This is a genomic window from Polaromonas sp. P1_E11 (assembly GCF_056405995.1).
Map to the genome: position 1 here is coordinate 666075 of NZ_JBFUBA010000002.1, position 12452 is coordinate 678526.

Below are 12452 nucleotides of genomic sequence, written 5' to 3' on the forward strand. Positions count from 1 at the left end.
CGCGTCGTAGATGGGAATTATTCTCATTATGACCGAAGCGTGCTACCGGGCCAGACCATTACCTTTGATACCACGCTGCCTTGCTGAACAGCGGTTCGTGAATTCACATGCGGGTCTCAAAGGCCCGAGACATCGCAAGAAGGAAGCGAAGAAATGCGCGTTGTCTATGGTCGGGTGCGCTTCAACCTTCATCGGGATTGTCAACACCCCGAAAACTACATCACAGGCAGTTCCGTCGTTGAGAGCACCTGCTTCAGCACGACGAAGGTGCGGATCTGCCGTACTCCCGGGAGGTAGAGCAGCTCCGCGGCATGCAGGCGGTTAAACGATTCGTTGTCCTGCGTGCGAACGGTGACGAAGTAGTCGAACTCGCCCGTCACCACCACGCATTCCAGGCAGCCCGGCACCTTCTGCACCGCTTTTTCGAAGTCGGCGAAGGACTGCGGTGTGGACCGGTCCAACACCACGCCGATCACGACCAGCATGCCAAGGTTCAGCGAAGCAGGATTGAGCAACGCGACTATGCGCTGTACCAAGCCCATCGATTTCAGGCGCTCCACCCGGCGCAAGCAGGCTGCGGGGCTCAGGTGTACCTTGGCCGCCAGTGCCACATTGGAGATCGATGCATCGCGCTGGAGCAGGCGCAGGATCACGCGATCAACCCGGTCCAGGTCAGGCCGCGGGGTAGTTGTTTCATTCTGTAAACGCACTTTAATTTCTCGTTTTTCCTTAATCACACACTTCTCCAGGTTTTCAAATCCAATTATTCGAATAACTAATCTTAAAAGTCAATTATGTTGCAACCCTGTTGCGCCACCTCGGCGATAGACTTTCCTTGACTCCTCAAGCGGATTTCCGACATGCCCTCCAACTTTGCCGCTTGGGAATTCTGGATATCTCGAAACGCAATGCCTGCAGTTTCCTGTTTCGCAACGGTTGATCAACGCGGCCCATGCCGTATCAAAGAGGAGCAATACGATGATGAACCCAAGGTATGAGAAGCGCTTCTTCCTGGCCATGGCGCTGGGCTTGCTGGCCCCCTGGGCCAGCGTTCACGCGCAGGGCTATCCAACCCGGCCGGTCCAGCTGGTCATTCCTTTTCCGCCGGGTGGTGCCACCGACATCGCCGGGCGGCTGGTCGCCAAGAAACTGGCGGAAAGACTGGGCCAGCCGGTGGTCATCGACAACCGGCCGGGCGCCGGCACCGTCGTCGGCGCCGCTTTTGTTGCCAAGGCGGCGCCGGACGGCTACACGCTGCTGATCAGCTCTGGTTCCACCTTCACGGTGAATCCAGCGCTCATGCCCAAGCTGCCTTACGACCCGATCAAGAGTTTCGAGCCTGTCGGGATGGTGGCGCGCGTTCCCCTTGTTTTGCTGGCCAACGCCGATGTCCCGATCAACGACCTGAAGCAACTCATAACAGCAGTGCGCGCCGCGCCGGACAAGTACGTGTACGGGTCGTTCGGCAACGGCACCACAGGGCACTTCGCCGGCGAAATGCTCTGGAGCGCCGCTGGCATCAAGCTGCAGCACATCGCTTACAAAGGCAGCGCACCGGCGATGAACGACTTGATGGCCGGCCAAATCCCCTTCTCGATTGACACCGTCGCGGCGGCGCTGCCGCAGCTGAAGGCGGCCAAGCCGAGGATCAAAGCCATCGCCGTCACTGGCGAGAGCCGCGCGACGCAAATGCCCACGGTGGCGACTGTGGCGGAGAGCGGTTTCAAAGGTTTCTCGGCCGATTCCTGGCTGGCCATTGCCACGCCCAAGGGGGTGCCGGCGGATGTAAAAGCCAAGCTGCAGAAGGCGCTGGCTGAAACCATGAAGGATCCAGAGCTTCGCGAAAAACTCGTCGCGAACGGACTCGAGCACGCATGGGAGCCCGCTGCCACGGTTGCGGCGCGCATCGAAAACGAGCTGCCCCGCATGCGCGTGATTGCCCTGCGTTCCAACATCCGGATCGATTGAAAGTGGCGGCCGGCAAGGACCTCGTGGCCTTCTCCGGTTGATTGTTACCCGTGGGGCTGGATTCACTATCTACAGCCTCAGGCTTGACAGGTGAAAGCGTTGCACGTGCGAGTTGGACCACGTTAAGGAAACTGGAAATGAGAACTGGTCAGTTGATTGCCCGCCTGGCGGGCCTGGTCATCGCAAGCGGTATAACGTCGTCCGTGCTGGCCGCTCAGCTTGTAGTCGGTCAGGTGGCGCCATTGACCGGTATTGACGCGAGCCAGGGCCGTGCCTACGCGGCCGGAATGCAGTTGCATTTCAACGCCGTGAACAAGGCGGGCGGGGTCAACGGAAACACCTTCATCCTGGCGCGCCGCGACGATGCTGGACGTCCCGATGAAACACTCACCCAAACGCGCGCGCTTCTGGCCGAGGACAAGCCCGTGGTGCTTGCCGGCTACTTTGGAAGCCGCAATATCGCCCAGCTGGTCAGCGCGGGCGTATTTGAGCGCGAGCACATCGTGCTGGTCGGCTTCCGCGCGACCGAACTGAATCTGGACGTTCCGCAACTTTATGGTGTGCGCGCCACATTGCGGGACGAACTTGCGAGAATCACGGCGCACCTGGCGACAGTCGGAATCACCAGGCTTGGCTTGTTTTACGAAAACGGCCCCGGTGCTGCGCCACTCATCGCCGCCGCACAGGAAGCAGCGGCGAATGCCAAGGCCAGGATCGTGCAAACGGCGGGTTATGACGCCGGGACCAGCCGCGTGGCTGCCGCCGCTGACGCCATGCTGCAAGCCTCGCCGCAGGCGATCATCATGATTGCAAGTGGAGGCGCAGCTTCCGGTTTTATTGAGAAATACCGCTCGGCCGGAGGAACGGCTCAGTTGTTTGCACACTCGGGCGCAGACATTGAGCAGATGGCGAAACGGCTTTCTGACGAGCAAATGCAAGGCATCGCGATCGCCCAGGTTACGCCCAGCCCCTACAAACTGACAAATCGGCTTTCCAAGGAGTTCAACGACATCGCGGCAACGGCCGGAGCGCAGGATGTTCCGATCAGCTACGCAATGATGGAAGGCTTCATCGCGGCCAAGGTGATTGTTGAAGCGGCCCGGCGGCAAGGCTCGCGTGTGACCCGTGAAGGTTTTGCTTCCGCTCTGGATGGACTGGACAGCTTTGACCTGGGAGGATATGTCATCGGATTTCGCCCGGGGATGCGCAATGGTTCGCGCTTCGTGGAGATGACAATCGTCAGTGGAAACGGAAGAATCCGGCAATAGAAAGGCAGGGTCGATGCCGCTGCTTTGCGCCACTCACCCAATCTTGAGGACGCAGTCAGGAAACAAGGGCCGGAAAAGAGAAAAGGGTTAGCAGATACTTACCTGCTAACCCTTATCAATATTGGCGGAGTGGACGGGACTCGAACCCGCGACCCCCGGCGTGACAGGCCGGTATTCTAACCAACTGAACTACCACTCCTGGTAGTGACAACATTCGCTCTTTCGAGCCAAGTCGCTTGGCCCTTGCGGGCCGGCGGTTGTCAACTTGCGCCTTGGGCATCACACGCAAGGTGTGATGAATTCTGGCGACCCTAAGGGGATTCGAACCCCTGTAGCCACCGTGAAAGGGTGGTGTCCTAGGCCTCTAGACGATAGGGTCAAAACCTTGGAACTTCCGGATGAGCCCCTGCTTTCACATGAGCCCACAAAACTTCAAATTCTTCCCGACTAACTTTTAACTTTTGGTGGAGGTAAGCGGGATCGAACCGCTGACCTCTTGCATGCCATGCAAGCGCTCTCCCAGCTGAGCTATACCCCCGTCAAGTTATTGAGGTTTCCCTGCAATTGTCGAGCCTTGAATTATAGCCCGAAAAATTGGCCTATTTCAAATCCTCAAACAAGCTTCAACCGGGAGACCACATCTTCGCGCTTCATGAGTTCCAGAATCGCGTCGAGGGACGGGGTTTGCGGCGTGCCCATGACCAGCACGCGCACGGGCATTGCCAGCTGCGGCATCTTGAGGCCAGTGTCGGCCAGCACCTGTTTGATGGCGCCCGAGATCGCGGCCTTGGTCCACTCGCAGGCCACCAGCGAACTGCTCAGTTTTGCAATGGCCGGACGCACCGCCTCCGTGACGTGCGTGCTGATGTCTTCAGCGCTCGGTTTGCCCCCGGTCACCAGCAGTTGCAGCCAGCCGGCCAGCTCTACCAGCGTGCTGCAGCGGTCTTTAAAAAGCCCGCAACCGCGCGCCACCCACGCCGGGTCCACGCCGGTAATGCCCTGGGCTGCCAGGAAGGGCTGCACCAGCGTTGCCAGCGTGTCATCTGCAGTAGCCTTCAGGTGCTGGGCATTGACCCAGCGCAGCTTGGCTTCATCGAACTGCGCGGCGCTCTTGCCCAGGTGATCAAGGTTGAACCACGCAATGAACTGCTCGCGGCTGAAGATTTCGTCGTCGCCGTGGCTCCAGCCCAGGCGCGCCAGGTAATTGACCATGGCATCGGGCAGATAGCCTTCGGCGGCGTACTGCGTCACCGGCTTGGCGCCGTTGCGCTTGCTGAGTTTTTCGCCCTGCTCATTGAGCACGGTCGGCAGATGGGCATAAACCGGCGGCTCCTTGCCCAGCGCTTTAAAGATGTTGATCTGGCGCGGCGTGTTGTTCACGTGGTCGTCACCGCGGATCACGTGGGTCATGGCCATGTCGATGTCGTCGACCACCACGCAGAAGTTGTAGGTCGGCGTGCCATCGGGCCGCGCGATCACCAGGTCGTCGAGTTCGTCGTTGCTGATCTCGATGCGGCCCTTGACCTTGTCGTCCCACACCACGCTGCCGCCCTGCGGGTTCTTGAAGCGCAGCACGGGCTGCACGCCTTCGGGCACGGGCGGCAGGGTCTTGCCAGGCGCAGGGCGCCAGGTGCCGTCGTAGCGTGGTTTCTCTTTGGCGGCCATCTGCTTTTCACGCAGGGCGTCGAGCTCGGCCACGCTCATGTAGCAGGGGTAGACCAGGCCATCAACCTGCATCTGCGCAAGCACAGCCTTGTAGCGGTCCATGCGCTGCATCTGGAAGAACGGGCCTTCGTCGTGGTTCAGGCCCAGCCAGCGCATGCCTTCGATGATCACGTCGACGGCTTCCTGGCTGGAGCGCTCGACATCGGTGTCTTCGATGCGAAGAACGAAGTCGCCGCCGGTGGCGCGCGCAAAAGCCCAGGGATAAAGCGCCGAGCGGATATTGCCGAGGTGGATGAAGCCTGTCGGGGAAGGAGCGAAACGGGTTCTTGTCTTTTGGGTCATTGGGGCAGTCATGCAGTCATACGATAAGGCTCAGGCCGCGCGAAAGATCGGCCTTGATGTCGTCTACGTGGTCGAGCCCGACGGCCACGCGAACCAGGCCCTGGCCTATGCCGGCGGCCTGGCGCTGCTCTTCGCTCAGGCGCCCGTGCGACGTGGTGGCGGAATGGCTGATGATGGTCTTGGTGTCGCCCAGATTGGTCGCAATGCTGAGCACCTGCGTGCTGTTGATCACCTTGAAGGCATTGGCGCGTGCCGCTTCCGGTGTGTCGCCACGCACGTCAAACGACAGCACCGCGCCACCCAGCCCAGATTGCTGGCGCATGGCCAGCTCATGCTGGGGATGCGATTCAAGACCAGGGTAATAAACGCGTGCAACCGCAGGCTGCGTTTCAAGCCATCTGGCAACGGCCAGCGCGTTGGCGCTCTGTGCCTGCATGCGGATGTTCAATGTCTCCAGGCCCTTGAGCACGACCCAGGCGTTGAACGGCGCCAGCGTCATGCCGGCGGTGCGCACGATCGGGCCGAACACATCAACGATGAGTTTGGACGAGCCGCAGAGCGCACCCGCCATCACACGGCCCTGGCCGTCCAGGTATTTGGTGCCCGAATGCATGATGAGGTCGGCGCCGAATTCCACCGGACGCTGCAGGGCCGGTGAGCAAAAGCAGTTGTCCACCGCAAGCAGCGCGCCCACGCTGTGCGCCAGATCAGCCAGCGCCCGGATGTCGCAGACTTCGGTCAGCGGATTGGTCGGGGTTTCAGCAAACAGCAGCTTGGTGCCGGGTCGCAATGCGGCCTTCCACTCGCTGACGTCCGTCTGCGACACAAACGCGGTTTCAACGCCGAACTTCCCGAACTCGCGGCCTATCAGGGCGATCGTCGAGCCGAACATCGAACGCGAACAAATGACGTGGTCGCCGGACTTCAACAGCCCCATGCACATCATCAGGATCGCGCCCATGCCGGTCGAGGCACCGATGGCGGCTTCGGTGCCCTCCATCGCGGCGAGGCGGCGTTCAAAACTGGTAACCGTCGGGTTGGAGGTGCGGCCGTAGGTATAGCCTTCTGTCGGGTCGGCAAAGCGCCGCACCGAGGTCTCGGCGTCGGGCTGCACAAAACCGCTGGTCAGATACAGCGCTTCGGAGTTTTCACCATGCTGGCTGGGCTCCACCGCCACGCGCACGGCCAGCGTGTCGCGATGCAGGTTGCCGGGCAATTGTTTTTTCGTCATGGGCTCAGGCTTCTTGCGGATTGGGCAGCGCCAGGCGGGACACGTCCACGTCGCTGTCTTCGCCAATCTTCTCGGCAGTGTCGGCGCGCTGGGAATTCATCGCTGCGATGGTCTCTGCAGTCACGTCGCCCGTGATGTAAACGCCATCAAAGCAGGAGGCGTCAAAGCCGTCGAGCTTGCCGTTGAGTGAGCCAATGGCGCGCTTCATGCCTTCCACGTCCTGGTAAATCAATGCGTCGCAGCCAATGACTTCACGGATTTCTTCAATCGTGCGGCCGTGGGCCACGAGTTCATCAGGCGTGGGCATGTCAATGCCGTACACATTGGGAAAGCGCACGGGCGGCGCAGCGCTGGCAAGGTAGACCTTGCGCGCGCCGGCGTCACGCGCCATCTGCACGATCTCGCGGCTGGTGGTGCCGCGCACGATGGAATCGTCGACCAGCAGCACGTTACGGCCCTTGAACTCGCTGGCGATCACGTTGAGCTTCTGGCGCACTGACTTCTTGCGCACGCCCTGCCCCGGCATGATGAAGGTGCGGCCCACGTAACGGTTCTTGACGAAACCTTCACGGTAAGGAATGCCCAGCAGGTGCGCCAGCTGCGTGGCGCTGGGGCGGCTGGATTCGGGGATCGGGATGATCACATCGATCTCGCTGGGTGGCACGGTAGAGACCACGCGTTTGGCCAGCGTCTCGCCCAGGTTCAGGCGGGCCTGGTAGACCGAGATGCCGTCCAGCACCGAGTCGGGGCGCGCCAGGTAGACGAATTCGAAGATGCAGGGATTGAGCTTGGCATTGGTTGCGCACTGCTCGGCGTGCACATTGCCCTCCAGGTCCACGTACACAGCTTCGCCCGGCGCGATGTCGCGTTCGAACTGGTGCGACGTGCCTTCCAGCGCCACCGATTCGCTGGCCACCATCACGGTCTTTCCGTCTTCGTTCTGCCCGTGCCCTATGCACAGCGGCCGGATACCGAACGGGTCGCGAAACGCCAGCAGGCCGTGGCCGGCGATCAGCGCCACCACGGCATAAGAGCCCTTCACACGCTTGTGCACGCCGCGCACGGCGGCGAACACATCAACCGGCTTGAGCGGCAGGCCGCGTGTGGTTTTTTCGAGTTCGTGCGCCAGCACATTGAGCAGCACTTCAGAGTCGCTGTCGGTATTGATGTGGCGGTGGTCGGTGTTGAAGAGCTCGGCCTTCAGCTCGGCCGCGTTGGTCAGGTTGCCGTTGTGCGACAGCACCAGGCCGAACGGCGCGTTGACGTAAAACGGCTGGGCCTCGTCTTCGCTGTAGGCGTTGCCTGCCGTGGGGTAGCGCACCTGGCCCAGGCCCACCGTGCCCGGCAGTGCGCGCATATTGCGGGTGCGAAACACGTCGCGCACCATGCCCTTGGCCTTGTGCATGTAGAACTTGCGCCCCTGCTGCGTGACGATGCCCGCGGCATCCTGGCCGCGATGCTGCAGCAGCAACAGGCCGTCATAAATCAGTTGATTGACCGGGGCTTTGCTGACGACGCCGACTATCCCGCACATGGTGTTCCGATCATGATGAGTTGACTCTTCAAAGTTAAATTAAATACTTGGCAAACTGTTCGGGCAATACCGGCTTCAGGGCTTTGAGCATGGCCGTCAACATCGGCGCACCGTTGGACTGCACCCACCAGTCACTGGACTTCAACGCCGTCATGTTGATGACCACTGTGGCGGCCAGCAGCAAAATAATGCCGCGCAACACACCAAAACCAGCCCCCAGCACCCTGTCTATCGGCGCCAGGCCGATGGCCGCCACCAGTTTCTTCAGCAAAAAAGCCAGCAACCCCGCCGCAAACACCGCCGCAATAAATATCAGCAAAAAAGCCGCCGCATAGCGCACCGGATCACCAGCGGACTGCAGCGGCAGCCTGGCGGCAAGGTCCGGCGCAAACCATTGCGCCACATAAAACGACACCGCCCACCCCAGCACCGACAACACCTCGTACACCAGGCCCCGCCAGGCGCCCAGGAGCATGGAAAAGACCAGCACTCCCAGCAAAATCCAGTCAACAGCTGTCACGAAACACCAACTGAGTTGCTTACAAGGTCAGGATGGCAGCGGGTAAATCAAGGGCCTTGATCTTGACCGCCGCCTTGTCGGCCTCGGCCTTGGTGGCAAATGGGCCCACGCGGACCCGGATGCGCTTGCCGTCTTTGGTTTCCGCCACTTGCGTATAGGTTTTCAGGCCCGCCTTTTCCACCTTCAGGCGCGCTTCGCGGGCCTTGGCCACATCAGCAAACGCACCGACCTGAACGACAAAGCGGCCGTCAGCCTCGCTGGCAGACGGTTTGGCGGCCGGCACGGCAGTGCCATTCAGCAGCGCGGCGGCACGCGTGGCGTCATCGTTCGCAGCGGGCTTGGCCGGCTTGGTTTCTGGCTTGGCTTCCGGTTTGACCGGAGGTTTCACCTCGGGTTTGGCTTCCGGCTTTGCTTCATTTTTGATAGCTGGTGGCGCAGATGCAGCAAGGGCTGGAGCCGGTTTTGATGAAAGAATTTCTTCCCTGGGCGCCAGGCTGGCGTCAGCGGTTACTTTTTCGGCGGGCTTGTCGGCCACCTTGGGGGCAGATGCGGAAGTGGCTGCCGGGGCACCGGGCCCGGGAATCACCAGGGGCTTGACCGTGCCTTTGCCGGGAATTTCAATCGGGATGTCGACCGGAATGGGCCGGGGCTGGGTGTCAAACAGCAGCGGGAAACCCAACACGCCGATCAGCACCAGCACGGCAGAACCGATCAGCCGGTGTTTGGCGCGCTTGCGAATCACTTCCACGCTTTCCGTTTGAGCGGCTGACCCGGCATTGGAGGCAGCGTTGGAGCCGCCCCGGCGGAAGTTGAAAAACGGCATGGTGTGGCTTGGATCCGATAAGGGGTGACGTTAACGGTGAACGCGGGCTGACGGCCCTTTTTTGAACGCGTTGCGGGCCGCTTGTCCGGTCTCAGGCGGCCAGGTGCGGGGCCGAAAGACGCGGCACACCGTCCTTCAAAATGCCGCCCACCGTATAGAAGGAGCCGAACACGACAATTCTATCAGCGGGGGTTGCGGCCCCGACCGCCGCCTGCAGCGCCGCTTCGGGGGATTTGTAAGTGCCGGCGCTTGCATCAGGGCGGGTATTGGCCGCCGTCCACCTGGCCTGCAAATCCTCGGCAGAAGCGGCCCGCGGTGTCGGCAAATCGGTGAAATACCACTTGTCGATGAGCGGCGCCACCCGCGCCAGCATGGGCGCGAGGTCCTTGTCGGCCATGGCGCCAAACACGGCGTGCGTACAGGGGTAAAAGCCCATGGCATCGAGGTTTTCGGCCAGCGCGGCCACCGAGTGCGGGTTGTGCGCCACATCCAGCACCAGCGTGGGCTGGCCGGGCACGATCTGGAAGCGCCCCGGCAGTTCGACCATTGACAAGCCGTTGCGCACTGCCTGGGCGGTGATCGGCAGGCGCTCACGCAAAGCCGTCAGCGCTGCCAGCACGCCGGAGGCATTGACGAGCTGGTTGGCGCCGCGCAGCGCCGGGTACGCCAGGCCGGCGTACCTGCGCCCGCGCCCTGCCCAGCCCCACTGCTGCTTGTCGCCCGAGAAATTGAAGTCGGTGCCGAAACGCCACAAGTCAGCGCCCACTGCAGCGGCGTGATCAATGATGCTTTGCGGCGGCACCGGATCGCTCACGATGACCGGCTTGCCGGCGCGCATGATGCCGGCCTTTTCGCGGCCAATGCTTTCACGGTCAGGGCCCAGGTATTCCATGTGGTCCAGGTCGATGCTGGTGATCACCGCGCAGTCGGCGTCCAGCATGTTGACGGCGTCCAGCCGGCCGCCCAGGCCGACTTCGAGGATGACCACGTCGAGCTTTGCGTCGGCCAGCAGCTGCAGGATGGCCAGGGTCGTGAATTCAAAGTAGGTGAGAGAGATCGCGTCACCGCCCTGCGTGCGCGCCGCCTCGACGCGCGCGAATTGCGCAACCAGCTCGTCAGCCTTCACGATGTCGCCGCGCACCCGGCAGCGCTCTTCAAAATGCACCAGGTGCGGCGAAGTGAAGACGCCGGTGCGGTAGCCGGCCTCAAGCAAGATGGCTTCAAGCATCGCGCAGGTCGAGCCTTTGCCGTTGGTGCCGGCCACCGTGATGATGGGGCAGTCAAAGGCCAGGCCCATGCGCCTGGCCACAGCACTGATGCGCGTCAGGCCCATGTCGATGCCCACAGGGTGCAGGTGCTCGCAATAGGCGAGCCAGTCGTCGAGAGTTGAGAGTTTTTGCATACAGCCCACCATTGTCGCAAACTGCCCTTTTCCTTTCAGCAGGGGCCGCGGTCCGGCTCTGCCGGTCGCAGGCGCCGCCCCCTGCAAGGGGGGAGGACGCTACACGCAGTGAGCGTCAACGGGGGTGTTCAAGCTATTTGGCGAAACGGTCTGTCGCGGCTATTAGCTGGCGCAGGATGCCGGGCTCGTTGAAGGCGTGGCCGGCGTTGTCGATCATGTGGAATTCGGCTTCCGGCCAGGCACGGTGCAGGTCCCACGCGGTTTTGGCCGGCGTGGCCACGTCGTAGCGGCCCTGCACGATGACACCGGGAATCCCGGCCAGCTTGTGCGCGTCGCGAATGAGCTGTCCCTCTTCGAGCCAGCCGGCATGCACAAAATAATGGTTTTCGATGCGGGCGAACGCCAGGGCAAAGGCGTCGTCACCATGCTGGGCGGTAAAAGACGGGTCGGGCAACAATGTAATCGTCTGGCCTTCCCACAGGCTCCAGGCGCGGGCAGCCGCCAGTTGCGCAGCCCGATCGGCGCCCACCAGGCGTTTGCGGTAGGCGGCAATCAGGTCGCCGCGCTCCGCCTGGGGAATGGGTTTGATGAACTCTTCCCACAAATCAGGGAACAACCAGGACGCCCCCTCCTGGTAGTACCAGAGCAGCTCGGCGCGGCGCAGCGCAAAGATGCCCCGCACAATGAGCGCCGACACGCGGGCCGGATGGGCCTGCGCATAAGCCAGCGCCAGTGCGCTGCCCCAGGAGCCGCCGAACACCAGCCAGCGCTCCACACCCAGCAGGGTGCGCAAGCGCTCGATGTCGGCCACCAGGTGCCAGGTGGTGTTGTTGTCCAGCGAGGCACTGGGGCGGGAGCGGCCGCAACCGCGTTGGTCGAACAGCAACACGCAATAGCGTTCGGGATCAAACAGGCGGCGATGCTCGGGCGAGCAGCCCGCGCCCGGACCACCATGCAAAAACACTGCCGGCTTTCCTTTGGGGTTGCCGCACAACTCCCAGTACACCGAATGGCCGTCACCGGTTTCAAGAATGCCTGTGCGAAAGGGTTCGAGAGGCGGGTAAAGAACGGCGGGGGCAGTGCGCGTGGCTGAAGCAGCGGTCATGGGGCAAGGCATCCATACAAAAAAAGGTTGAGCCGGTCGGCGTTCTTCATTATTCCAGCCTTGCCAAAGGCCTGCCCACGCGCCCAGCCCCTTGCCTGTCTTTGCGTTAACGCTACTAATTTGATAGCTGCTCGCGCTCGTCCCGCTTGGCGGGAAGGCCTGTTTCCCTTAAATCTGCGAAAATCCGGCCATGATCATTCTTTACGGCATCCCCAATTGCGACACCGTCAAAAAGGCCCGCACATGGCTAGTCGAACAAGGTGTTGACTACCAGTTTCACGATTTCAAGAAGCAGGGCGTGCCGCCCGACCAGCTGACGCGATGGGCCCAGGCGGCAGGCTGGGAAAAGCTGCTGAACCGCCAGGGCACCACCTGGCGAAAGCTGGACCCGGCGCTGCAGGCCAACGTGCATGACAGCGCCAGCGCCCAAACGCTGATGCTGGCCAATCCCAGCGTCATCAAGCGGCCCGTGGTGGACTGGGGCAAAGACATCACAGTGGGTTTTGACGCCCAGGGCTGGGCGGCGAGGGTTTGAACGCACGGCAGGCCAACCGGTCACGTTTTGCAGCCTGTTTTGCCTCCAGAGAGACTAAA

At 61.8% G+C, this 12452-nt stretch carries 11 protein-coding genes and 3 tRNA genes; 3 read left to right on the forward strand and 11 right to left on the reverse strand.

Features of this window, described 5'->3' with window-relative positions:
* Positions 1-215 precede the first annotated feature (215 nt).
* Complete coding sequence (locus tag AC1D11_RS10630) at positions 216-710, reverse strand: Lrp/AsnC family transcriptional regulator (protein WP_477646422.1); 495 nt, start codon at positions 708-710, stop codon at positions 216-218.
* A 271-nt stretch (positions 711-981) separates the two neighbouring features.
* On the opposite strand from AC1D11_RS10630, the gene AC1D11_RS10635 reads away from it, so the two are divergent.
* Together AC1D11_RS10635 and AC1D11_RS10640 are read left to right on the forward strand one after the other, a co-directional pair.
* Positions 982-1968 (forward strand): Bug family tripartite tricarboxylate transporter substrate binding protein, encoded by a 987-nt coding sequence (locus AC1D11_RS10635; RefSeq protein ID WP_477651042.1) that lies wholly within the window; start codon positions 982-984, stop codon positions 1966-1968.
* A gap of 83 nt (positions 1969-2051) precedes the next feature.
* Positions 2052-3236: an ABC transporter substrate-binding protein gene (locus AC1D11_RS10640; RefSeq protein WP_477651015.1), complete on the forward strand. Its 1185-nt coding sequence runs from the start codon at positions 2052-2054 to the stop codon at positions 3234-3236.
* 122 nt (positions 3237-3358) lie between these two features.
* Here the strand turns inward: AC1D11_RS10640 and AC1D11_RS10645 are convergent.
* The 10 genes from AC1D11_RS10645 to pip form a co-directional block, all read right to left on the reverse strand.
* A tRNA-Asp gene (locus tag AC1D11_RS10645) sits at positions 3359-3435 on the reverse strand.
* Between the two features lie 104 nt (positions 3436-3539).
* A tRNA-Glu gene (locus AC1D11_RS10650) sits at positions 3540-3615 on the reverse strand.
* A gap of 83 nt (positions 3616-3698) precedes the next feature.
* A tRNA-Ala gene (locus AC1D11_RS10655) sits at positions 3699-3774 on the reverse strand.
* Positions 3775-3848: 74 nt separating this feature from the next.
* A complete protein-coding gene (gene gltX, locus AC1D11_RS10660) occupies positions 3849-5243 on the reverse strand; it encodes a glutamate--tRNA ligase (protein WP_477646424.1) in 1395 nt (464 codons plus the stop codon).
* Positions 5244-5259: 16 nt separating this feature from the next.
* Complete coding sequence (locus tag AC1D11_RS10665; protein ID WP_477646425.1) at positions 5260-6474, reverse strand: O-succinylhomoserine sulfhydrylase; 1215 nt, start codon at positions 6472-6474, stop codon at positions 5260-5262.
* A 4-nt stretch (positions 6475-6478) separates the two neighbouring features.
* Positions 6479-8008 carry an amidophosphoribosyltransferase gene (gene purF / locus AC1D11_RS10670; RefSeq protein ID WP_477646426.1) on the reverse strand — a complete coding sequence of 510 codons (1530 nt, stop codon included), beginning with the start codon at positions 8006-8008 and terminating at the stop codon, positions 6479-6481.
* Between the two features lie 34 nt (positions 8009-8042).
* Positions 8043-8528 carry a CvpA family protein gene (locus tag AC1D11_RS10675; RefSeq protein WP_477646427.1) on the reverse strand — a complete coding sequence of 162 codons (486 nt, stop codon included), beginning with the start codon at positions 8526-8528 and terminating at the stop codon, positions 8043-8045.
* 19 nt (positions 8529-8547) lie between these two features.
* Complete coding sequence (locus AC1D11_RS10680) at positions 8548-9351, reverse strand: SPOR domain-containing protein (protein WP_477646428.1); 804 nt, start codon at positions 9349-9351, stop codon at positions 8548-8550.
* 91 nt (positions 9352-9442) lie between these two features.
* Positions 9443-10753 (reverse strand): bifunctional tetrahydrofolate synthase/dihydrofolate synthase, encoded by a 1311-nt coding sequence (folC, locus tag AC1D11_RS10685; RefSeq protein ID WP_477646429.1) that lies wholly within the window; start codon positions 10751-10753, stop codon positions 9443-9445.
* A gap of 133 nt (positions 10754-10886) precedes the next feature.
* Positions 10887-11858, reverse strand: coding sequence for a prolyl aminopeptidase (gene pip / locus AC1D11_RS10690; RefSeq protein WP_477646430.1), 972 nt, complete (start codon positions 11856-11858; stop codon positions 10887-10889).
* 190 nt (positions 11859-12048) lie between these two features.
* Here pip and AC1D11_RS10695 point away from each other — a divergent pair, with 190 nt between their 5' ends.
* The gene (locus AC1D11_RS10695; protein ID WP_477651016.1) at positions 12049-12393 is read left to right on the forward strand and encodes an ArsC family reductase; all 345 of its coding nucleotides are present in this window, start codon (positions 12049-12051) and stop codon (positions 12391-12393) included.
* The last annotated feature ends 59 nt before the right edge of the window (positions 12394-12452 follow it).

What these genes read in the sequence shown, in the direction of transcription:
- AC1D11_RS10635 (WP_477651042.1), top strand. Translation starts at nt 982, where the DNA reads ATGAACCCAAGGTATGAGAAGCGCTTCTTCCTGGCCATGGCGCTGGGC.
- gltX (WP_477646424.1), bottom strand. Translation starts at nt 5,243, where the DNA reads ATGACCCAAAAGACAAGAACCCGTTTCGCTCCTTCCCCGACAGGCTTC.
- AC1D11_RS10665 (WP_477646425.1), bottom strand. Translation starts at nt 6,474, where the DNA reads ATGACGAAAAAACAATTGCCCGGCAACCTGCATCGCGACACGCTGGCC.
- purF (WP_477646426.1), bottom strand. Translation starts at nt 8,008, where the DNA reads ATGTGCGGGATAGTCGGCGTCGTCAGCAAAGCCCCGGTCAATCAACTG.
- AC1D11_RS10680 (WP_477646428.1), bottom strand. Translation starts at nt 9,351, where the DNA reads ATGCCGTTTTTCAACTTCCGCCGGGGCGGCTCCAACGCTGCCTCCAAT.
- folC (WP_477646429.1), bottom strand. Translation starts at nt 10,753, where the DNA reads ATGCAAAAACTCTCAACTCTCGACGACTGGCTCGCCTATTGCGAGCAC.
- pip (WP_477646430.1), bottom strand. Translation starts at nt 11,858, where the DNA reads ATGACCGCTGCTTCAGCCACGCGCACTGCCCCCGCCGTTCTTTACCCG.
- AC1D11_RS10695 (WP_477651016.1), top strand. Translation starts at nt 12,049, where the DNA reads ATGATCATTCTTTACGGCATCCCCAATTGCGACACCGTCAAAAAGGCC.